Origin of the sequence: Bacillus sp. FSL H8-0545, from assembly GCF_038006105.1 — a bacterium.
In the GTDB taxonomy this organism is placed as follows: Bacteria; Bacillota; Bacilli; order Bacillales; family Bacillaceae_G; genus Bacillus_A; species Bacillus_A cereus_U.
In genome coordinates, this window is record NZ_JBBOUO010000001.1 from 1,728,909 (window position 1) to 1,751,884 (window position 22,976).

The following is a 22,976-nucleotide window of genomic DNA, read 5'->3' on the forward strand; positions in this document are numbered from 1 at the left end:
AACTATGGAAAAATACCGTATTGATACAAGTAAAGGAATTGAATTTGGATTATATTCAATTGGAGATCATATTTTAAATCCGCATAATGGTTCGAAAATAAGTGCAGAAAAAAGAATTCATGAACTAATTGAAACAGCCAAGTTAGCAGATGAAGCTGGAATTGATGTGTTTGCTGTCGGTGAAAGTCATCAAGCGCATTTTACAACGCAAGCTCATACAGTTATTTTAGGAGCTATTGCACAAGCTACGAAAAATATTAAAATCGCGAGTTCTGCAACAGTATTAAGTACGTCAGATCCGGTTCGTGTATATGAGGATTTTGCTACAATTGATTTAATTTCTAATGGTCGTGCTGAAATCGTTGCTGGTCGTGGATCTCGTATTGGGGGATATAGTTTACTTGGTTACGATGTAAATTATTATGAAGAACTATTTGAAGAGAAGATGGATCTTTTATTAAAAATAAATAAAGAAGAAAGTGTAACATGGAAAGGGCAGTTTAGAACGCCACTTGAACATGCGGCAGTTATACCGAGAGCTAAAAATAACAATATGCCAATTTGGCGTGCTGTCGGAGGGCCACCTGCTAGTGCGATTAAGGCAGGGCACGCAGGTGTACCAATGATGCTTACGACACTTGGTGGCCCAGCTATTAATTTTAAAGTTTCGGTTGATGCATATCGTGAAGCTGCTGAGCAAAGTGGTTTTGATCCAGCAACATTACCAATTGCGACAACAAGTTTATTTTATACAGCAGAAAATTCACAAGATGCACTTAGTGAATATTATCCTCATATTAATGCTGGTATGCTTGCGCTACGCGGTGGTGGGTATCCGAAACAACAATTTACTAATGCAGTAGACCACCGTGACGCGTTAATGATTGGTAGCCCGCAACAAATTATTGAAAAAATGCTTTACCAATATGAATTATTTGGACAGCAACGTTTTATGGCACAAATTGATTTTGGCGGTGTACCATTTGATAAGATTGAGAAAAATATTGAATTAATTGCTACTGAAATTATGCCGGCTGTTAGAAAATATACAACAAAATAATGATAAAAGTACCGAGAATATAATCTATTCTCGGTACTTTTTTATTTAGGCAGTTTGAAAAAATGACGAAAAAATGAATTTTTAGTCTAAAAAAGGAAAGGATTTTTCTATTTGTGAATAACAATATTATTGATTTGAATTTTGGAAATACATTTTTCTCTTGACAAAAATCTAGCGTATTTCCGGATTTGATGCGAGGACATTTTTCAAGAGGAAAGTCAAGCGTATGAAGAGAAAAACGTAATAATAATTGATATAAGAGTATGTTATATGTTTGAAAAATACGTTTTTAAAATGTGAGAAATCTAATTCAAAAAAATTACAAAAGACATATTTCAGACAAAATCCTGTCAATAATACGTCAAAAATTACCTGAATTTATTATGTAAGTATATTATACAATTCGATTAGCGAATAAAACACTACTGAAATAGTGAAAAGGTAAATCGTATGAAGAAAGTTCTTTTGTAATTATCTAAAAAACTGACAATCTATATTTTCAGAAAGTACATAAACGAATTTATCTTTTTGTATTTCCAAATGATTGAATTGTTCGTTATGAAGTGAATTCATACAATTCAATCGATATTACGATATAAAAAATTATGAAGGAAGTGACTTTAGCATGGAAACGCTCGAATTGGCACGAATACAATTTGCATCTACAACGATTTTTCATTACTTTTTCGTTCCGCTATCTATTGGTTTAGCTTTTATCATTGCGTTAATGCAAACGTTGTATGTGGTAAAGGGACAAGAAGTTTATAAGAAAATGACAAAGTTTTGGACACAAATATTCCTTGTTAACTTTGCAGTAGGTGTTGTAACAGGTATTTTACAAGAATTTCAGTTTGGTATGAACTGGTCAACATATTCACGTTTTGTTGGTGATGTTTTCGGACCGTCATTGGCAATTGAAGGTTTATTAGCATTTTTCATTGAGTCTACATTCCTAGGTTTATGGGTATTCGGTGAGGATAAACTTCCAAAGCGAGTTCACCTTTTATGTATTTGGCTCCTTTCAATAGGAACAATGTTATCAGCATTTTGGATTTTAACTGCAAGTGCATTTATGCAGTCCCCGGTAGGATATGAAATGGCTGCAGATGGACGTGCGCAGATGAATGATTTCTTGGCGATTATTCAAAATCCACAACTATGGGTGCAATTCCCGCATACAATTACAGCGGCACTTGCAACAGGCGCATTCTTTATTGCTGGTGTTAGTGCATGGAAAATCGCAAAACAACAAGAGACTGAGGTGTTTAAGAAGTCTTTCCGAGTTTCTATCGTTGTTGGAACAATTTCAACAGCATTGGTATTATTTTTCGGTCATGCACAAGCGCAAAATTTAATTAAGACACATCCGATGAAAATGGCAGCAGCTGAAGCATTATGGAATACGAGTGAGGATCCAGCGCCATTTACAGTATTTGCAAAAATTGATACAGAGAAGAAAGAAAATTCGTTTGAAATTCAAATCCCTTATATGCTAAGTCTATTGTCATACGATAAATTTAGCGGTCAAGTAGAAGGAATGAATCAAATTCAAAAACAATATGAAGAAAAATATGGACCTGGAGATTATATTCCGCCAGTACATACTATGTTCTGGAGTTTTAGAGCGATGGTAATGAGTGGAACATTCATGCTTCTTCTAGGAGTGTACGGCTGGTTCTTATCAAGAAAAGATCGTTTAGCTGAAAAAACTTGGTATTTAAAATTAATGGTATATGCAATTGCACTACCGTTTATCGGAAATACAGTAGGTTGGATTATGACTGAAATGGGACGTCAGCCTTGGGTTGTCTTCGGTGTTATGAAAACAGAAGATGCAGTATCTCCAAATGTTTCATTTGGAGAAGTATTATTCTCTCTTGTTTCATTCACATCACTATATGTAATTATTGGAGGCATTACTGTTTACTTATTCGTTCGTATCATTAAAGGACATGCGAATAAGAAAACGAAAAAGGATTATCAGAGCCATGATCCATTTGATAAGGAGGAAGAGTATGTTATCTCTTAATGAGTTGTGGTTTCTAATTATCTCAACCTTATTCGTTGGCTTCTTTGTACTTGAAGGTTTCGATTTTGGTGTAGGAATCGTTTCAAGGTTTTTAGGAAAGAATGATTTGGAAAAGCGTATATATTTAAATACAATTGGACCGTTTTGGCACGCTAATGAAGTATGGCTTGTTTGTGCTGGTGGCGCTATGTTTGCGGCATTTCCGCATTGGTATGCAACTTTATTTAGTGGGTTCTATATTCCGTTTGTGTTTATGCTTCTTGCATTAATTATAAGAGGTGTTTCCTTTAAATTCCGTGCGAAAATAGAAAACCATAAGTGGAAAAGTTTCTGGGATTGGGGCATGTTTATTGGAAGCATGCTACCTCCTATACTTTGGGGAGTTGCAATTGCAAACTTTATGACAGGTGTACCAATTGATGAAAGTAAAAATATGGTAGGCGGATTTATGAAATTACTTCACCCATTTGCATTACTTGGAGGAGTTATGTTTCTTCTTCTATGTATTGTTCATGGTTTACAATTTCTTACTATACGTACAACAGGAAAATTACGAGAACGCGCACGTATTGCCGCAACAAAGATTGCACCTTTTGCATTAATAACACTGCTTGTTTTTGCAGGTGTAGGGTTATGGAAAACAGATATTTTCACCGCACATGGTTCAGAGTGGCTAATGGTTCCGATCGGAGCTTTTGTAGCACTATTTGTTTCTACTTTATTAAATAAAAGAAGAAGAGATGGTTGGGCCTTCTTTATGACAAGTTTAACAATCATTTTGCTAAGTGCAAGTGTGTTCATCGGTATGTTCCCGCGTGTCATGATTAGCTCATTAGGAGCGGTAAATGATTTGACAATTTATAATGCAGCATCAGGACCTTATGCATTAAAACTGATGAGCTATTTCTCTCTTGCTATTTTACCGTTTGTTATCGGTAGTCAAATATGGAGTTTCTATGTATTTAGACAACCTGTTAAGTCAGACAAAGATTTGGAGTACTAATGAAAAGAAAAAGAGGACTTCCGTCGTATCCTGGTAGCCGAGTTTTATATGTAACTTTAAGTCTTATTAGCATTTTAGAGGCGTGTAGTATCATTGCGCAGACAGTGTTTTTAGCACGAGCAATCACATTTTTATTTCAAGGAGAAACAGTGCAAGCTGTGCTAAATGAAACTGTTTATTTTGGAATCATGTTTGCAGCACGCCAAATGTTGGTGCGAGCATCGCAAATATTGGTTGAGCGTTTCGCTGAAAAAACAGGATTGGCATTACGTAAACAGTTAATAGAAGCATATTTTACATTAGGGCCGAGATTTGTCCAAACGAATGGGACTGGCCATCTGGTTACTTTATCGATAGAAGGTATTGAGAAATTTAAAACTTATATTGAATTAACAATTCCTAAAATGATTAGAAGTAGTATCGTACCAGGACTAATTGTTCTATATGTTTTTACACTGGACATTAAGTCTGGAATCATTTTAGTTGTAACGATTCCAATTGTGATTATATTTATGATCCTTCTAGGATTAGCAGCGCAGAAAATGGCGGATAGCCAATATGAAACATATCGTGTACTTTCTAATCATTTCGTAGATACGTTAAAAGGATTAGAAACATTAAAGTATTTAGGGAAAAGTAAACAGCACGAAGGAAAGATTGAAAAAGTAAGTAAACGATATAGAAAAGCAACGATGCGTACTTTGCGAGTTGCTTTTCTTTCTTCTTTTGCATTAGATTTCTTTACGAGTTTATCAATTGCATTTGTAGCAGTTGGATTAGGGATACGGTTAATAGATGGGACAATTATACTGTTACCAGCTCTTACGATTTTAATTTTAGCGCCGGAATATTTTCTGCCGATAAAACAAGTTGGAGCGAATTATCATGCTACATTAGATGGACAACTTGCAATGGAGCAAATAGAAGAAATTTTACAGAAACAAAAAGAAATAGAAAAGAAAGATTCAAATGTAGATATAGTATGGAATTCTTCTAGTAGTTTGAAATTACAAGATGTAAAAGTAAATAATGATGAATCTGAAAAGGCTATATTAGAGGGAATTGATTTTACTTGGCAAGGTAACGGTGCTATAGGCATTATTGGTGAAAGTGGGGCAGGGAAATCAACGTTAATCGATGTGTTAGCAGGATTTCTCCCTCCTTCGGGTGGGAAGATGTTAGTAAATGGTGTGGAAATTGATGAATCTACTCGAGAAGATTGGCAAAAAAATATTGCTTATATTCCGCAACAACCTTATATTTTTCCACTTTCGTTAAAAGATAATATTTGTTTCTATGAAACGAATACACCTGATGAAGAGGTTGAGAGAGTTATAAATGAAGTGGGCCTTCGTTCGCTCGTTGCATCATTACCACATGGGATGTACGAAAGGATTGGAGAAGGTGGACGTATGCTTAGTGGCGGACAAGAACAACGTGTCGCTATGGCACGTGCACTTTTAAGTAAAAAGCCAATCATTTTATTAGATGAACCTACAGCACATCTTGATATTGAAACTGAATTTGAAATAAAGCAATCGATGTTACGTCTGTTTGAAGGTAAGTTAGTATTTCTTGCAACGCATCGTCTCCATTGGATGAAGCAAATGGATCATATTCTTATTTTAAATAAAGGGGAAATTAAAGAAAGTGGAACATATGAAGAGCTTTTAAAGAATGAGACATTACATTTTCATAGGGAAGAGAGGGGAGAGCGATGAGTAACTGGATTAAACCTCATATACAGCAAAATAAAGGTAGAATGACGTTGACTATTTTCCTCGGGTTTCTTGGAGTTAGTTCAGGTGCGATGTTACTTTTCATTTCAGGTTATTTAATTTCTAAATCTGCTCTCAGACCAGAAAATGTAATGGTTGTATATGTTCCTATAGTTGCAACGCGTGCGTTTAGTATAGGGCAAGCTGTCTTTCATTATTTAGAGCGTTTAGTAGGGCATGACGTCGTTCTACGAATTTTAGAAAAAATGAGGACAAAACTATATAGAATTGTAGAACCACAGGCGTTATTTTTACGCTCAAGATTTCAAACTGGTGATGTACTAGGTGTATTGTCTGATGATATAGAACATTTACAGAATCTATATTTACGTACAATATTCCCTAGTATATTAGCGTTAGTTGTATATAGCATTTTCGTACTTGTTATCGGTGCATTTGACTTAGTATTTGCACTTATCGCAGCTTGTATGTTAGCTGTTATTGTTTTTCTTCTTCCATTCGTATCACTACTTTTGATGAAACGACATCATGTTGCTTTGAAGCGAGGAAGAAATCGTTTGTATCAACAATTGACAGATGCTGTATTTGGGTTATCTGATTGGCAGGCGAGTGGTAGAAAAGATGAATTTATTAATGCGTATGTAGAGCAAAATGTCCAGCTGTTAAAGACAGAAAAGAGAGTGAAACGCTGGTACCATATTCGAGATAGTATCATTCATTTAATAGTAGGTATTGTAGTTATTTCGATGATTTTGTGGACTGGAAATCAAGCAGCAAGTGAACAAATTGCACCTACAGTTATCGCAGCATTCGTATTAATGACATTATCTGTGACGAATGTGCTTATTCCTGTATCAGATGCTATTGATCGAATTCCATCTTATGTAGAATCTGTTCATCGGCTTAATGGCGTAGAAAGTGATACCGCTTTAGATGATGGTAAGGAGTTACCTGGAGATAAAGAATACGTTGTACCAAAACATGTAGATATTGAACTGAGTAATGTGTCGTATAATTACCCGAATAGTAATGAATCCGTATTAAAAGATGTATCATTGCAAATAAAGGCAGGAAAGAAAATTGCTATTTTAGGTAGAAGTGGAACAGGGAAATCTACTTTACTAAAATTGTTAACTGGGGCACTACGTCCGGTGAGTGGCCAAGTTATATTGAATGGTGAACAAGCTCATACGGATTTTCTGTCAAAATATATTTCTGTATTAAACCAAAAACCACATTTATTCGATACGACAATTGGAAATAATGTGCGGATCGGTAAACCAGAGGCTAATGATGAAGAGATATGGAAAGCTTTAGAGAAAGCACAGCTAGCACCACACATTGCTTCTCTTCCTGATGGATTACAAACAAAAATGCATGAAATGGGAAAGAGGTTTTCTGGCGGAGAAAGGCAAAGGGTAGCATTTGCAAGAACTCTCATGCAAGAAACACCAATCATTGTACTTGATGAACCAACTATCGGTTTAGACCCTAAAACAGAATTAGCCTTAATAGAAACAATGTTTTCTGCAACAGAAGAAAAGACTGTTATTTGGATTACACATCATCTTGTAGGAATTGAACATGTAGATGAAGTTATTTTCCTTGATAGTGGCCAAATCGCTATGCAAGGTAGTCATGAACAGCTACTGAAAGAAAATGAGAAATATCGTAGGTTATACGAGCTTGATAAAGGTATATAAGAATGAAATGCAAAAAACACAAATTCTTGATAGTTCAAGGTTTGTGTTTTTTGTATTTGTGGTGAAATCATATAGACTGTATAAGCTAGTTGAGCATGAAATGGTTATATATTGTTAGAAAGGGTGTTTAAAACCTATCCTTTCAAGGCAATACTTGAGCCATAGTGAATGGATTGTTGGAAGGCGTGATTATATGTTTGAAGAGGATGGCATTGTTTTAATTCTGGAGCCTGCTGATGAACGGAATATGAGGAAATTTATTTTTACAGTACCGAAGTCAGTTTATGAAAAAAAAGAGATTGTATTACATTACGGAACACCTTTAGGCCAAGGATATACGGACATTATAGAAGATATTATTAGTGTACATATAGACATAGATATTGTAACGGTAATAGGGCGTGTGAGAGGATAAAGAGAAACTTTAATTAGTGGGAGTAATACTTACCTGGAAAATAGACGTACTTAAAATAAGTATGTCTGTTTTTATATTTATATGAAGATAGTTTCGAGGTACATGTTGAACAGGATAATAATGATTTTTCTAGAATGTATAAGAGGAAGATTAAAAAATAAGATATGATGTGATAAGGTGTATAAGAAGAAAACAAAGTGTTTATAAATGAATAAAAGTATGACAATTATTTAGGAGGTCAAAATGAAGTTTACAAAAACAATGTTACTTTCAATTGTAGTTTCAATTGGTTTGATGGGATGTTCGCTAGTGGAGGAAGGGAAGAACTCCATAGATTACGCTCAAAAAGCGACAGACTATGTAAATGAAATAAGTGCATTTGCAAATGAAGCGCCAGCATTAGCTGAAAAGACTGTTAATGATGGAGAAGCTCGAAAAGAACTAGAAACGAAACTTACTGAAATTAAACAAGATATACCAGCTTTTAATGAATTAACACCACCGGATGTAGCGAAGGATCTTCACCAGCAAATCGTCGGATATAATGAAAAGTTAAATACATTAATTGATACCTCTATGCAAAAAATAGAGGAAGGAAAAATGAATGTAGAGCAGTTTAAAAACTCTGAGCTTATGCAGACGATAGAACAAGTTCAGGATTTGAAAGATAAGGTTCAAAATTTAGGACAATAATAAAAAGATCCGTTTATCATAAACGGATCTTTTTATTATTGTATACAATAGATGATTACACCAATGACAATAATAATGTTGCCAATGATTTTTCGCTTCGTTATTTTCTCTCCTAGGAAGTACCAACTAAAAATTAAAATGATGATATAACTTAATGATTCTAATGCAGATGCTTGCTTTAATGCCAAGCCTTTTAAGGTGATTACATTTAATCCGACATTAATTATAAATTTGTCTTTAAAATATAAAACAATAGAAGGCCATACGTAGCTTTAGAGTTGAAGATAATAGAGGTAGTAGAGTTAGATTTTCCACTGTTCTATAATTTGTATCGTTTTATTTGTTGCATCCATCTCTACTTGAATACCTATTGGTAAAGTAATCATTGGATGAGTATGACAACAATCAAAATCGGCTAGAAAAGGAAGCTTTTGATTTTGTAATACTTCTAATAGTATTTCGTAAGGATTTCTATTTGTACCACAATCATCAAATTGCTCATGTTTTCCAAGGATGATACCTGAAACTTTATCAAAAACGCCGTTAATTTTAAGTAATGAAAAACTTCTTTCGATAGTAGCTGCATCTTTTGAGCTATCTTCAATAAAGAGAATGTCACCTTCTTGAATATGTGGCATATAGGGGCTACCCCAAATACCTTGTATAGTGTTTAAATTCCCACCAATAATACGTCCAGTAGCTTTTCCACCAATTACTGAAATCCAATTGTTCGGTCGAAGATCTTTTTCTTTCGTTTTTTCTTCCCAATTAATAAATTCATCTGACCAAAATAACGGCTGGTTTATGTCGTAAGGAAGGTGTTGATCAGTTAATAAAGTATCCGCAAAATATTTGTATGTGCAATCTACGAAAGGCTCAAATTCACCAAAAGAAGGAACGAGTGCTGGACCATAAAATGTAGGAATTCCTGTTTTTGCATAAATTCCTAGTAATAATGCTGTTGCGTCTGAATAGCCAATCATTATTTTAGAGTTTTCTTGAAAAGAAGCATAATCAATATAAGGTAATAATGAATTTGAATTCATTCCCCCAATTGTCGACATGATACAAGAAACGTTAGGGTTTCTAATCAATTCATTTAGTTCCTCAGCACGATCTTTAATGCTCCCTGAACGATAATAATCATATTGACCTGTTAGTGAACCTTCTAATATATGAAATCCTTTCTTTTGTAAGTATAATTTTGCTCGCTCAAATCTCTTTGGAGAAGTATGGGTTACTGGTGAAGAGGGAGAGTAGATGCCAATTGTATCGCCATATTTTAATGCTTTTGGAAGTATCATTTGTATAAATCCTTTCTATTATATAGTGTTTTTGCGCTTAGATGTTATTGAATATTCTTACATTTCGTTGTTTTTAGTGTAACATACATGAAAAGAGAAAGAGGTTGAAATTATAATTGCTGTAGATGAATAAATATGCTTTTTACCTTGACGATATAAAGTAATTGTTGTTATGGTTAAACATGAGTGTATAAAAGGTTTGCTAAAGGAGTTTTAGAATGAAGCAGTTAAAATGGGGAAGATTAACAATCCCATTAGTAGTAATTCTGGGTATATGTTGGTTCTTTTTTCAAGGAGTTCAAAAGAGTGAAACAAGTTTAGATACTCAGCCTTTACAAGTGGCAGAGCTACCTAAAATAGGGCTATCTGAAAAAGTAGTTCCACCAAAATATATACCACCAGAAATTGATGTAAAAGCAGCTATTATTATCGATGCGAGTGATGGAGATGTTATTTATCAAAATAATGAAAATGAAGCTGTTGCCCCTGCTAGTATGTCAAAAATGATGACAGCATATCTCGTTTTAGAGAGTATACATAATGGGAAAGTCCGCTGGGAAGATCCAGTGAAAATAAGTGCAAAATCGGCACAAACAGAGGGTGCAAAAATCCCAATGCAAGTAAATGATACGTTAACTGTTAAGGACTTATATCATGCGTTAATGATTGAATCGGCTAATAATTCGGCTGTCGCTTTAGCTGAACATGTAGCTAAGACAGAAAAAAACTTTGTTCAACTTATGAATGAAAAAGCCCAGCAGTTAGAAATGTCAGATAAAGCTAAATTCGCGAATGCTTCCGGATTACAGGAGCCCGACGGAAGTGAAACAAAAATGACAGCAGCTGACGTAGCGAAATTAGCGTATCATCTTATAAAAGACTATCCAGAGATATTAGAAGTGACTCACTTACGTCAAAGTCAGTTAGCATTTAATAATATTAATGTTACAAACACAAATGAGATGTTAAACAAAAATAATAAAGCTTTATATATAGAAGGAATAGACGGATTAAAAACAGGATTTACAGATAGCGCAGGGTATTGTTTTACAGGTACTGCAAAACAAGGCGATAATCGCATTATTACAGTTGTTATGGGGACAAAAAGTAAAACAAAACGTTTTACAGAAACAAATAAATTAATGTCCTATGCATTTCAATTGCTTAATTAGGTGAAGAAGTAAGTTAATTGCTATAAAAAAAGACAGACAGTTTATTTGAACCTTGATGTTGGTGATAATAAGCTGTTTTTAAATTTTTGAGAGTATGGGGAGTAAAAGCTCAAGTGATATCATTTGAGTTTGTTTTTGTTTGTTGATATTATAAAGTTAAGAACTTATTATTAATAAGTTTAAGAGATGTTATATGCTTCGTACATATGATATTGCCTCAAATGAAAAATTGGAGGGAATTGTGATGGCAAAAGATTTTTACTCAGCAATTGAAGACAGAAGATCTATTTACGCGATTAGTAAAGAGCAAGTAGTTTCTGATGAAAGAATTCAAGAAGTGATTTATCATGCTGTGAAACATACACCTTCGGCTTTTAATTCTCAAAGTGCAAGAGTTGTTGTATTACTAGGTGAACAACACGACAAATTATGGAATGTTACGAAAGAAACGTTACGAAAAATTGTACCTGAAAATAATTTTGCACCTACTGAAGAGAAAATGAATGCATTTAAAAGTGGCTATGGAACAGTTTTGTATTTCGAAGATAGTAAAGTAGTAGAAAGTTTGCAAAAGAACTTTGCACTATACAAAGATAATTTTCCTACATGGTCTCAGCAATCTTCTGGAATGTTGCAATTTGCGATTTGGACAGCATTAGAGATTGAAGGTTTTGGTGCTACACTACAGCATTATAATCCGTTGATTGATGAAGAAGTAAGGAAAGAATGGGATGTACCTGGAAACTGGAAGTTAACTGCGCAAATGCCATTTGGTAAACCAGTAGTTTCTGCAGGAGATAAAGAATATCAGCCATTAGAAACTCGTGTGAAAATTTACAAATAAAATAAAAAAATAAAAGGTGAACAGAGATAAAATCTGTTCACCTTTTTATACGTGGTATGGTTTTTTGTACTGAATTATTTTCATTTGCTCTTTTAGTTCGTTTTTCTTTGTTTCAATGATTGTTACCTTTTTTAATGTTGTAAACGATAATAGGTGAGTAAGAGCATAGTAAAGTTCGATATTATTATTTATGTGATCGTCTATTATTTTTTCCACGAATGCAACTCCTCTTTTCATGTGATTATACATATTCTATCAATAAACCCCTAATAATTCCATATTTAGCAGGGAAACAAAATAGTCAATGGTGTTTTTGGAATGGGAATGCTTTCGAGTGGGGGGGGAATCTTACAAATCATCACTTTGTTTAAAATCATACATAGTATAGAGAATTCATTTTTTTAAAATATTATACTATTGATAAATAAAGTGTTTTTTGTCATGATAAGAGTGTGCCTCATGAAAAAGAACTTTCTAGAAAAACATATTGCGTTTAAGTATTAGATTAATGGAATTTCTATATTAGATAAAAAGTGTAAAATCTATATTGAAATAACGTATGGAATTTTAAATTTTGATGTAATACATAAGAAGTTTGAAAAAATCGTTGCAAAAACACACAGTTTAATGGTAAAGTTCACATGAAGTTCACACGGAAGTCACCTCAATCGTTTAAAATGAACGACGTGTGAAAAATAAAACTCTTGCTAAAAAATGGAACTAGATGAATATTTTACTTTGATAATATTGTAAAGTACTAAGTTTATAGTTTTTCTCAAGAGGATAGTAGGGAAAGGAAGTAAAGACAACTTATGAAAAAAGTAATCGCAGGTTTAGCAGCAGCATCTGTAGTAGGCGTAGCAGTTCCAGGAATGGATTCTGCTCATGCACAAGTTTCAAATGATGCGCTAAAAGAAATTAATGGACAAACTCAAACTCAAACGACTGTAACTGAAACAAAAAAGGTAGAAACAACTTCTGAATTAAAATACACGGTAACAGCTGATGTATTAAATGTACGTTCAGGTGCTGGTACAGGACATAACGTTATTTCTAAAGTAAAAGCAGGTCAAGTACTTCAAGTAATTGGACAAGAAAACGGTTGGTTCAAAGTTAGTGTAAATGGTCAAACAGGTTATGTAAGTGGGGACTTCGTAACAACTGGTGGCAATAAAGGAACTACTGTTCAACAAGGAACAGGTACTTACACAGTAAACGTTTCTTCACTAAACGTACGTACAGGCCCAAGTGCATCTCATACTGTTTTAGGTTCTGTAAATAAAGGGAAAACAGTTCAAGTTGTAGGTGAAGTTCAAGATTGGTTTAAAATTAACTTCAATGGTGGAACTGGATACGTAAGTAAAGACTTCGTAACAAAAGGTGGTTCAGCTGTATCTAACGAAACACAGCAACCAACTACAAACAACAATACTACTACAGTTCAAACTGGTGGTTCATATGTTGTTAACACGGGTGCTTTAAAAGTACGTACAGGCCCAGCTACATATAACGCTGTAATTGGTGGGGTAACGAACGGTACAGTATTAAACGTTACTGGCGCTGAAAACGGTTGGTACAAAATTAACCATAACGGCCGTACAGGCTACGTAAGTGCAGACTTTGTTAAGTTTGTAAAAGGCGGAGTGAACAATGTAGTTACTGGTGGTAACCAAGGTACTAATCAAGTACAAAAACCAACAGCGCCAACAGGTGGAGATACATCTTCAATCGCTGGATTCGCTAGATCTTTAAATGGTTCAAAATATGTATTTGGTGGTCAAACTACTGCTGGTTTCGACTGCAGTGGATTCATTCACTACGTATTAAATCAAACTGGTCATTCAGGCGCTCGTCAAACAGTTGCTGGATACTGGAGCTCTAAAACAAAAACTAGCAATCCACAACCAGGTGATTTAGTATACTTCTCTAACACTTATAAATCAGGTCTTTCTCACATGGGTGTTTACCTAGGGAACGGTCAGTTCATTAGTGCAGAGAATGAAAATGTTGGTGTAAGAATTAGTTCAATTAATAACTCTTACTGGGCTAAACACCTAACAGGTTACACAAAAGCATACTAAGAAAAAGTAGTTTATATACTACTTTTCGTATAGAGAAAAGGCTTTCCAGGGAAACTTGGGAAGCCTTTTTCATATTTAGATAAACTAACAGTATAGTAGTGTTTATCCCGCTTCAAAGTTCATTGGGGTTCGGGCAAATAATGAGTGGGGGTGGACAATCCCACTCATTAAAGCTTGACTTTATTTCAAATTCCCATGCAAAAACTTAGCATATAAATCATGAAAATAGTTTGGACGGAATAAGTTTGCTGCATGACCTGCTAATGGAATTTCTTTATATAAAACGTTCGGAAGAATGGACTTCAAATCAAAGAGACACGATTTATAGAGATGATCATGTTCTCCCATCACCCATAATATAGGGTGATGAAGTGCTTTTAATTTAGATTTCAAGTCGAATTCTAAGCGGTGTCGTAATGACTCAGCAATAATGGACGAGTGTAATTGTAATCCGAAACGGTAATAGATATTTCGTGAAATAACAGCGAACGGATTTGCCCTTAGTATTCCACTTGGAAAAATAGTACTAGCATACTGAGAAAGCCAAGATGAATATTCATCACCACGTTTTTCCCAAAATTTTTGAAAAACATTATATAAACGGGAAGGGTTATTATAATGTCCACCAATATGACAAATGCTCAATACTTTTTCTGGATGCATTTGTGCAAATGTCGTAGAGATATAACAGCCATAGCTTAGAGCGCAAATATGAGCCTTTTTAATTCCCTCTTTTTCATACAAGTTCAATAATTGATCTACCAAGCGCTGTATTGAAAAGTCGATAGCTTCTCCTTTATCGTCACCGTGACCTAATAAGTCATAAGTTATAATGTTGTAGGATGCAGAAAATCGTTTATGCTCTTTTTTGAAGGCGCGGCGATTTCCAACTAATCCATGAATAAAAATGATTGTTTCCTTTTCGGAATGTTTATTTGTTTGCAAAAAGGATACTCCTTTCAATGCTGGAGATTTATATAGTATTTTAAATTAGCTAATTGATAAAATCAGTTATTATTATTCTATGCGTAGTCTATAATTCACATAGAATAATAAGTACCAGGTAATAATATCAGATGTTTACACTTGTTGTAAAGATGAGTTTATATGGATATTTTGTAAAAATATAAAAAGTGTGTTTACATTCAGTTTACATTTATAGCGTATTCTAGTTTTAGAGATAATAGTTTTGTTTATAACGAGGAGATGAACGACAATGGAAGTTAGGAATACAGAAAAGAAAAAAGGAAATTGGAGGCAGTTTTTACGTCTCATTCAAGATACAAATCCACCGAAAGGCATTCTTATTTTTGCATTACTAATGAGCTTACTTTCTACTGGAGCGAGTTTGTTTATTCCAATGCTGACAAAAGGTTTAGTTGATAATTTTTCGCTTTCCTCAATTAGTACGGGACAAATTATTGGATTAATTGTATTCTTTATTATTCAAACAATTGCTGCAGGATTGTCTATTTATTTACTGAATTATATTGGACAAAAAATTGTGGCTGGACTTAGGGAACGATTGTGGAAAAAGGTACTTATTTTACCAGTGTCTTATTATGACCAAAACAGAACGGGAGATACAATTAGTCGTATGACAAATGATACAGGCGTTGTTAAAACATTAATTTCTGAGCATTTGTCAAACTTATTAACAGGCGGTATCTCAATTATTGGGTCATTAATTGTATTATTTGTTTTAGACTGGAAAATGACAATTTTACTTTTAACGGTTATTCCGTTATCGGTACTAATTTTAGTTCCACTTGGACGGAAAATGTATAAGATTTCAAAAGCACTTCAAGATGAAACGGCTTCTTTTACTAGTGTATTAACACAAGTACTATCAGAAATTCGTTTAGTGAAATCTTCAAATACGGAAAAAAAAGAATATGAAACAGGGAATACAGGTATCCGAAAATTATTGCAATTTGGTTTGAAAGAAGGAAAAGTACAAGCATTAATTTCACCAGTTATGTCGTTTGTTTTAATGGCATTGCTTGTTATTATCGTAGGGTATGGTGGAATGCGAGTTTCTAGCGGTGCATTAACAACAGGTGAACTTGTAGCATTTATTTTGTATTTAGTTCAAATTATTATGCCGATGAGTCAGTTATCTATGTTCTTTACTCAGTTCCAAAAAGCAATTGGTGCAACCGAAAGAATTAATACGATTTTAGAATATGAAGTAGAAGATCATGAAACAGGTATGAATGTTACAAATGCGAAGCAGCCGATCGTTATTGAAAATGTACATTTTGAGTATAACGAAGAAGAGAAAGTATTGAAAAATATCGACTTCACGATTGAATCTGGAAAAGTAACAGCGATTGTAGGACCAAGTGGTAGCGGAAAAACAACTTTATTCTCGCTGTTAGAACGTTTTTATGAGCCGACTAGTGGTTTCATAAAATTAGGGAAAGAACCAATTACAGCATATTCATTACAGTCATGGCGACGTCAAATTGGTTACGTTTCACAAGATAGTCCGTTAATTGATGGAACGATTCGTGATAATATTTGCTACGGTGTTGAGGGCGAAGTGACTGACGAAGAAATTGAAAAAGTAGCAGCGATGGCGTATGTTGATGCGTTTATTCATGATTTACCAAGTGGATATGCAACAGAAGTTGGAGAGCGTGGTGTGAAGCTTTCTGGAGGGCAAAGACAGCGAATTGCGATTGCTCGAGCGTTACTACGAAATCCGCAAATCCTGATGTTAGATGAAGCGACTTCAAGTCTTGATAGTAAATCGGAATCAGTTGTTCAGAAGGCGTTAAATAACTTAATGAAAGGTAGAACAACTTTAGTTATTGCGCATAGACTTTCTACTGTTGTCGATGCAGATAAAATTATCTTTATTGAAAAAGGGAATCTTACAGGAAGTGGCTCACATGATGAGTTATTACGGACACATGACATGTACCGTGAATTTGCAATGCAGCAGTTGAAAATTAAAGAAGGAGCATTATAGAATGAAAACAATCAGTGAGGGGGCACTTCACTGATTGTTGATTTTAGAGTGCTAAAAAGTATGTTAAGCAGAAAGGATATGATTCCTTGATACCTAAAATATTAATTGTAGATGATGATCCGCATATTAGAGAACTTGTTTCTGTATTTTTGGAACGAGAAGGTTTTCAAACATATGAGGCCGTTGATGGATTAGATGCTCTTCGAAAAATAGAAGAAGTGAAAGTCGATATGGCGATTCTTGATATTATGATGCCAAATATGGATGGGTTTGATTTGTGTTTTGAATTAAGAAAATACTATGATATTCCGATTTTGATGCTAACTGCTAAAGGAGAAACATCTCAAAAGATAAAAGGGTTTCACCTCGGAACAGATGATTATCTTGTGAAACCCTTTGATCCTTTAGAATTAGTTGTGAGAGTGAAGGCATTATTGAAACGTTACCAAATTACAGTATCTCAGTCTATTCAAGTTGGGAATGTACTGTTAAATCGTAAAACATTTGAAGTTAACGCCGGAGAACAAACGGTCACATTGCCTCTAAAAGAATTTGAGTTACTCTTTACATTAGGATCTAAGGCGGGAAGAACTTGTTCAAGAGAGCAATTAATTGAAGACGTATGGGGATATGATTTTGAAGGGAATGAACGCACGCTAGACGTTCATATTAATCGGTTGCGTGAAAAGTTTCAAGAAGAGCAATCGAAGTTTAATATAAAGACGATAAGGGGTTTAGGGTATCGCTTAGAGGTAAGTAAATGAGACAAAGAAAACGAATGAGTAAGATGAAGATGTTAAAAATAATGGGGGCGATAATAGCGCTCTTTACTTTTCTTACTATAATTTGGTCTATAGCCTTTTTTGTATCGTCTAGTGTAATGAAAGCTTTGGAAATAAACGTATCGCCTTTTGTTACGTTTCTAATTAGTGATATGGTCGGCTTTGTATTCAGTGTTCTTATTTGGGTATTGATCGGAATATTAATGAGACCGAAGCGAGAAGCGATGATTTGGACGATCATTGAACCGATACAAAAAATTGCAAAAGGAGATTTCTCCGTAAAAATACGAAATGAAGAAAAGTATGATGGAGAGATTGGAGTACTCGTAAAAAGTATAAATGATATGACAGATGAACTGAATGCGATGGAGAAACTGCGCCAGGAATTTGTATCGAATGTTTCTCATGAAATACAGTCACCATTAACTTCTATAAAAGGATTTGCTAGAGCGCTACAAGATGATAATCTGCCAGCTGAAAAAAGAAAGCATTATCTTACCATTATTGAAACTGAAACAACGAGATTATCTAAACTGAGTCAAAATTTATTAAAGTTAACACTTTTAGAATCAGAAGAGTATGTACCAGAAAGAGTGACTTATCGATTAGATCAGCAGTTAAAGCAAGTTGTATTAAATAGTGAACCGCTTTGGGCTGAAAAAGAAATTGAGTTAGACCTTGATTTAGAAAAAGTGCAAATGACTGCTGACCAAGAAAGTATGAGTCAAGTATGGATAAATTTAATTCATAACAGTATTAAATTTACTCCAAGTGGTGGTACGATTACAATTCAGTTAAAAGAACATGCGGAGTTCCTGGAAGTAAGTATTCATGATACGGGAATTGGTATATCAGAAGAACAGAAGCAACATGTTTTTGAGCGTTTTTATATAGCGGATTCTTCACGAAACCGTGCTTATGGAGGAAGTGGCCTAGGTTTAGCGATTGTAAAAAAAGTACTCGACCTTCATCAAGGAGAAATAAAATTCGAAAGCGTGGAAGGGAATGGTACAAAATTTATTGTACGTATTCCAAATCATGAAGAAAAATAGTGTTAGGAGGAGAACCTTCTAACACTATTTTTTTTAAAAATGCATTTACCATTACCATAGTTACCTATAAGTAACCTACGCACATGAAAGTGCATCATTGCCTTTTTGCATAAATATAGATACACTTTTAATATAATAAACAACTGAGATGATTAAGGAGTGTTACACTTGGCAGAATTATTACAAGGAAAAAATGCTTTAATTACAGGAGCAGGTAGAGGGATTGGTCGCGCTGTAGCGATCGCATTAGCGAAAGAAGGCGTAAATGTTGGTCTTTTAGCTCGTTCAGAAGAAAACTTAAAAGCAGTTGCGAAAGAAGTAGAAGCAGAAGGCGTAAAAGCTGTTATTGCGACTGCTGACGTATCTTCATATGAAGAGGTGACTACTGCAATTGAAACGTTAAAAAATGGTTTAGGATCTATCGATATTTTGATTAATAACGCTGGCATTTCTAAGTTCGGTAAGTTTTTAGAACTAGAAGTTGCTAATTGGGAAAAAATCATTCAAGTAAACTTAATGGGTGTATACTATGCAACCCGCGCCGCTTTACCAAGCATGATTGAACAACAATCTGGTGATATTATTAATATTTCATCTACAGCAGGACAAAAAGGTGCACCTGTAACAAGTGCATATAGTGCTTCTAAATTTGGTGTTCTTGGTTTAACAGAATCGTTAGCAATGGAAGTTCGTAAACATAACATTCGTGTAACAGCGTTAACTCCAAGTACAGTAGCAACTGACATGGCTGTAGACTTAGGATTAACTGATGGAAACCCTGATAAAGTAATGCAAGCAGAAGATATTGCAGAGTTTATCGTAGCGCAGCTGAAATTAAATAAACGTACATTTATTAAATCTGCTGGACTTTGGTCTACTAATCCGTAAGGGCTAAAGTTATAAATAAAGAAGGGATATCTATTCTGTAATGGAATGGGTGTCCCTTCTTTATTTTTTGTATATGAAACAGAATTTTCGGTATAATTAAATATGAATGGTAGAAAAGTATTAAAAACTTTAAGGGGATGGTATTTACATGAGTACGATTGAGAAATGGACGGCTGTGGATCAATATATGAGTGATGTATTAATACCGAAAGATTCTACATTAGAAGAAGTTCTTCTAGCAAATGCTGCAGCTAATTTGCCGGCACATGATGTATCGCCAACTCAAGGGAAGTTTTTACAACTATTAGTACAAATTCAAGGAGCTCGTAATATTTTAGAAATTGGCACTCTAGGCGGATATAGCACTATATGGCTTGCAAGAGCATTGCCATCTGGAGGGCGAATTGTTACATTAGAAGCAAGTGAAAAGCATGCTGAAATTGCACGGAGCAATATTGAACGTGCCAATTTGAATGATAGAATAGAAATACGAGTAGGATTAGCGTTAGATTCTTTACAGAAAATAGAAAACGAGAAGTATGAACCATTTGATTTTATTTTCATAGATGCTGATAAACAAAATAATCCGGCTTATTTTGAATGGGCAATGAAACTATCACGCCCTGGTACTGTAATTATTGGGGATAACGTAGTACGTGAAGGAGAAGTTATTGACAATACTAGCAGCGATCCTCGTGTACAAGGGATACGCCGATTCTATGAATTAATAGCTGCTGAGCCGCGTGTAAGTGCTACGGCGCTTCAAACTGTCGGAAGTAAAGGGTATGATGGATTTGTAATGGCAGTCGTTAAAGAATGATGTAAGGAGATAAGTGGAATGAAAAAGATGTTTCAAAAATTATAACATGTATCGTGTGTAACAAAGTTAGCCCGAGGACCTCCAACATACATAACAATATAAGTTTATATAAAAAATTGGGGGTTAGGAATAGATGAGAACTGAAAAAGAAATGCTAGACTTAATTATAAATACAGCAAAAGAGGATGAAAGAATTCGAGCTGTCATTATGAATGGGTCACGTGTGAATCCAAATGTGAAAAAAGATTGTTTCCAAGACTATGATATTATTTATGTTGTAAAAGATATACAATCTTTTACGTGTAATCATAGTTTGATTCATAGATTTGGAGAAATAATGATTGTGCAAATGCCGGAAGAAATGTCGTTAGTTCCAGCGGATGAAGACGGGAAATTTCCGTATTTAATGCAGTTTATGGATGGAAACCGGATTGATTTAATGCTAGTTCCAGTGGGTTTAATAAATAAATTTATTGGACAGGATAGTTTAAGTAAATTACTACTGGATAAAGACAATTGTATTGGAGAATTTCCGCCAGCAAGTGATAAAGATTACGTTATAAAAAAGCCTACAGAAAAAGAGTTTTTCGATTGCTGTAATGAATTTTGGTGGTGCAGCACAAATGTAGGGAAAGGGTTATGGAGAGAGGAATTTTCTTATGCGAAAGGAATGCTTGAAGGCCCTGTACGAGATATGTTAATCGTAATGATAGAATGGCATATTGGCATGAAAACAAATTTTACAGTGAATACCGGAAAGTTTGGTAAGCATTTCGAGCAATATGTTGAAAAAGATACGTGGGAGCAATTTAGAAAGACATTTTCAAATGCAGAATATGAAAATATATGGCAGTCATTCTTTGTAATGGGAGATCTATTTAGGGAAGTTGCGAACGAAATTGCTAACGCTTATGGATATCAATACCCGCAAGGTGATGATGACAGGGTGACAAGTTATTTAAAACATGTGAAAGTTTTGCCGAAAGATAGTACATCGATTTATTAATTTTATAAAGCAGTAAGACTGTCCTAATTATGGACAGTCTTATTTTTGTATATTGATAAGAATTTCTCTAACAAAGTGCAGATGAATCACATATGAAATTTTAGGGAGGTTTTTATCATGTATTATTTTTATGCGTCAGAAATGTTCGTTCCATTTCAGTTGGGGACAGAACGTAATATTTCGTATGCTTATATGCCATATCATTCATTTTATTATGGAGACTATATAAACGCATTGCCATACGCATTACATGTTCCTCAAAATTATGAAGCCCAAATGAAAGAAGAGGATCGAGGGTCATGGACACCATTTTCATGGGTCGAAAAATATGCGTATGCATTTTCAGGACCATACAATAAAGCAGAAGTAGCTCTTACATTTGATGATGGACCAGATTTAGTATTTACTCCAAAAATTTTAGATAAGTTAAAACAACATAATGTGAAAGCTACATTCTTCTTGCTTGGTGAAAATGCAGAAAAGTTTCCGAATGTAGTAAAGCGTATCGCGAATGAAGGGCATGTAATTGGTAATCATACGTATAGCCATCCGAATTTAGCGAAAGTAAATGAGGCTGAGTACCATAATCAAATTATAAAAACGGAAGAAATATTAAATCGTTTAGCTGGTTATGCACCGAAATTTATTCGTCCACCATATGGTGAAATACTTGAAAATCAATTGAAGTGGGCAACAGAGCAAAATTTTATGATTGTACAGTGGAGTGTTGATACAGTTGATTGGAAAGGGGTAAGTGCTGATACGATTACAAATAATGTGTTAGGGAATTCATTTCCAGGTAGTGTCATACTTCAACATTCGACTCCAGGTGGACATTTGCAAGGGTCTGTAGATTCGCTAGACAAAATCATTCCGCAGTTAAAAACGAAAGGAGCACGTTTTGTAACACTTCCAAGCATGTTCCAGACATCGAAAGAAAGAAAATAAACAAATATGCCACTAATTGGAAAATGTAGGGTTATACCGTATAATGAAAGTGTAAGTTAGGGGGGATATAATTGATGGATGCACTAGTAAACATAGGAATAAGCATATTGATTGGTATTATATTTATACTTGCGGCCCTTATTCTTCAAAAAAATCCACCGACGGATATTAACGCAGCATACGGTTACCGTACGAAACGATCTATGAAAAATAAGGAATTATGGGATGCAGGTAACAGGTATAGTGCAGAAGTGATGAAACAAAATGGATTCATTATGATGTTAATTGGAAGTGTTATTAGTATACTGTTTAGATATCCACATACAATGATAGCGATTATGGTTATTATGCTGTTGTTAATCATTCGCTTATTTATGAGAGTAGAGAAAAGATTAAAGATACTTGAACAATAATGAGAAATAAAATAGGACTTCCGCACAATATAAGCTGGGAGTCCTAT

The 22,976-nt window shown here is 34.5% G+C and carries 21 protein-coding genes and 1 pseudogene; 18 read left to right on the forward strand and 4 right to left on the reverse strand.

All coding sequences use genetic code 11. The features are described 5' to 3' along the window. The first annotated feature begins 4 nt into the window (after positions 1 to 4). The 7 genes from MHI07_RS09115 to MHI07_RS09145 all read left to right on the forward strand — a co-directional run bounded on the left by MHI07_RS09115 (position 5) and on the right by MHI07_RS09145 (position 8,642). Positions 5 to 1,060: an LLM class flavin-dependent oxidoreductase gene (locus tag MHI07_RS09115; protein ID WP_016104557.1), complete on the forward strand. Its 1,056-nt coding sequence runs from the start codon at positions 5 to 7 to the stop codon at positions 1,058 to 1,060. Between the two features lie 625 nt (positions 1,061 to 1,685). Beyond that, a complete protein-coding gene (gene cydA / locus MHI07_RS09120) occupies positions 1,686 to 3,089 on the forward strand; it encodes a cytochrome ubiquinol oxidase subunit I (RefSeq protein WP_002158276.1) in 1,404 nt (467 codons plus the stop codon). Next, positions 3,076 to 4,092 carry a cytochrome d ubiquinol oxidase subunit II gene (gene cydB, locus MHI07_RS09125; RefSeq protein WP_002158275.1) on the forward strand — a complete coding sequence of 339 codons (1,017 nt, stop codon included), beginning with the start codon at positions 3,076 to 3,078 and terminating at the stop codon, positions 4,090 to 4,092. The genes cydA and cydB overlap by 14 nt, the downstream gene beginning before the upstream one ends. Next, positions 4,092 to 5,813, forward strand: coding sequence for a thiol reductant ABC exporter subunit CydD (gene cydD / locus MHI07_RS09130; protein WP_078173180.1), 1,722 nt, complete (start codon positions 4,092 to 4,094; stop codon positions 5,811 to 5,813). Before cydB ends, cydD begins: the two co-directional genes overlap by 1 nt. Next, entirely contained in the window at positions 5,810 to 7,534 is a 1,725-nt protein-coding gene (gene cydC, locus MHI07_RS09135) for a thiol reductant ABC exporter subunit CydC (RefSeq protein ID WP_002158273.1), read from the forward strand. The genes cydD and cydC overlap by 4 nt, the downstream gene beginning before the upstream one ends. 193 nt (positions 7,535 to 7,727) lie before the next feature. Further along, on the forward strand, positions 7,728 to 7,949 hold the full coding sequence (locus tag MHI07_RS09140) for a hypothetical protein (RefSeq protein WP_002158272.1): 222 nt from the start codon (positions 7,728 to 7,730) through the stop codon (positions 7,947 to 7,949). Positions 7,950 to 8,192: 243 nt separating this feature from the next. Then, entirely contained in the window at positions 8,193 to 8,642 is a 450-nt protein-coding gene (locus MHI07_RS09145; RefSeq protein WP_340823204.1) for a DUF6376 family protein, read from the forward strand. A 35-nt stretch (positions 8,643 to 8,677) separates the two neighbouring features. On the opposite strand, the pseudogene MHI07_RS09150 reads toward MHI07_RS09145, so the two are convergent. Beyond that, positions 8,678 to 8,875 (reverse strand): annotated as a pseudogene (locus MHI07_RS09150) (EamA family transporter); the annotation flags it as partial. Positions 8,876 to 8,944: 69 nt separating this feature from the next. Beyond that, positions 8,945 to 9,946, reverse strand: a complete 1,002-nt coding sequence (locus tag MHI07_RS09155) for a S66 family peptidase (protein WP_131231269.1) — start codon at positions 9,944 to 9,946, stop codon at positions 8,945 to 8,947. A 218-nt stretch (positions 9,947 to 10,164) separates the two neighbouring features. On the opposite strand from MHI07_RS09155, the gene MHI07_RS09160 reads away from it, so the two are divergent. After that, positions 10,165 to 11,118: a D-alanyl-D-alanine carboxypeptidase family protein gene (locus tag MHI07_RS09160; protein WP_078173184.1), complete on the forward strand. Its 954-nt coding sequence runs from the start codon at positions 10,165 to 10,167 to the stop codon at positions 11,116 to 11,118. 244 nt (positions 11,119 to 11,362) lie between these two features. Beyond that, positions 11,363 to 11,962 carry a nitroreductase family protein gene (locus MHI07_RS09165; protein ID WP_033710618.1) on the forward strand — a complete coding sequence of 200 codons (600 nt, stop codon included), beginning with the start codon at positions 11,363 to 11,365 and terminating at the stop codon, positions 11,960 to 11,962. Between the two features lie 45 nt (positions 11,963 to 12,007). Here the strand turns inward: MHI07_RS09165 and MHI07_RS09170 are convergent, their stop codons facing one another. Further along, positions 12,008 to 12,199 (reverse strand): hypothetical protein, encoded by a 192-nt coding sequence (locus MHI07_RS09170; protein WP_033714768.1) that lies wholly within the window; start codon positions 12,197 to 12,199, stop codon positions 12,008 to 12,010. 575 nt (positions 12,200 to 12,774) lie between these two features. On the opposite strand from MHI07_RS09170, the gene entFM reads away from it, so the two are divergent. Next, complete coding sequence (gene entFM / locus MHI07_RS09175) at positions 12,775 to 14,043, forward strand: enterotoxin EntFM (protein ID WP_340823209.1); 1,269 nt, start codon at positions 12,775 to 12,777, stop codon at positions 14,041 to 14,043. 180 nt (positions 14,044 to 14,223) lie between these two features. Here entFM and MHI07_RS09180 read toward each other — a convergent pair whose 3' ends face one another. Next, entirely contained in the window at positions 14,224 to 14,988 is a 765-nt protein-coding gene (locus tag MHI07_RS09180; RefSeq protein ID WP_215581360.1) for an alpha/beta fold hydrolase, read from the reverse strand. A 271-nt stretch (positions 14,989 to 15,259) separates the two neighbouring features. Here MHI07_RS09180 and MHI07_RS09185 point away from each other — a divergent pair, with 271 nt between their 5' ends. From MHI07_RS09185 to MHI07_RS09220, 8 genes are all read left to right on the forward strand, one after another. Next, the gene (locus tag MHI07_RS09185; protein ID WP_340823212.1) at positions 15,260 to 17,020 is read left to right on the forward strand and encodes an ABC transporter ATP-binding protein; all 1,761 of its coding nucleotides are present in this window, start codon (positions 15,260 to 15,262) and stop codon (positions 17,018 to 17,020) included. Positions 17,021 to 17,106: 86 nt separating this feature from the next. After that, on the forward strand, positions 17,107 to 17,784 hold the full coding sequence (hitR, locus tag MHI07_RS09190; RefSeq protein ID WP_215581362.1) for a response regulator transcription factor: 678 nt from the start codon (positions 17,107 to 17,109) through the stop codon (positions 17,782 to 17,784). Beyond that, positions 17,781 to 18,854 (forward strand): sensor histidine kinase, encoded by a 1,074-nt coding sequence (gene hitS, locus MHI07_RS09195; RefSeq protein ID WP_215581364.1) that lies wholly within the window; start codon positions 17,781 to 17,783, stop codon positions 18,852 to 18,854. The genes hitR and hitS overlap by 4 nt, the downstream gene beginning before the upstream one ends. A gap of 168 nt (positions 18,855 to 19,022) precedes the next feature. Then, on the forward strand, positions 19,023 to 19,742 hold the full coding sequence (locus MHI07_RS09200) for a 3-ketoacyl-ACP reductase (RefSeq protein ID WP_340823215.1): 720 nt from the start codon (positions 19,023 to 19,025) through the stop codon (positions 19,740 to 19,742). Positions 19,743 to 19,890: 148 nt separating this feature from the next. Beyond that, positions 19,891 to 20,562 carry an O-methyltransferase gene (locus tag MHI07_RS09205; protein ID WP_002158261.1) on the forward strand — a complete coding sequence of 224 codons (672 nt, stop codon included), beginning with the start codon at positions 19,891 to 19,893 and terminating at the stop codon, positions 20,560 to 20,562. Between the two features lie 133 nt (positions 20,563 to 20,695). Next, positions 20,696 to 21,568, forward strand: a complete 873-nt coding sequence (locus tag MHI07_RS09210; protein WP_340823218.1) for an aminoglycoside 6-adenylyltransferase — start codon at positions 20,696 to 20,698, stop codon at positions 21,566 to 21,568. Positions 21,569 to 21,685: 117 nt separating this feature from the next. Continuing rightward, entirely contained in the window at positions 21,686 to 22,516 is an 831-nt protein-coding gene (locus tag MHI07_RS09215) for a peptidoglycan-N-acetylglucosamine deacetylase (protein WP_340823220.1), read from the forward strand. 74 nt (positions 22,517 to 22,590) lie between these two features. Beyond that, positions 22,591 to 22,929 (forward strand): SdpI family protein, encoded by a 339-nt coding sequence (locus tag MHI07_RS09220; protein ID WP_002158258.1) that lies wholly within the window; start codon positions 22,591 to 22,593, stop codon positions 22,927 to 22,929. The last annotated feature ends 47 nt before the right edge of the window (positions 22,930 to 22,976 follow it).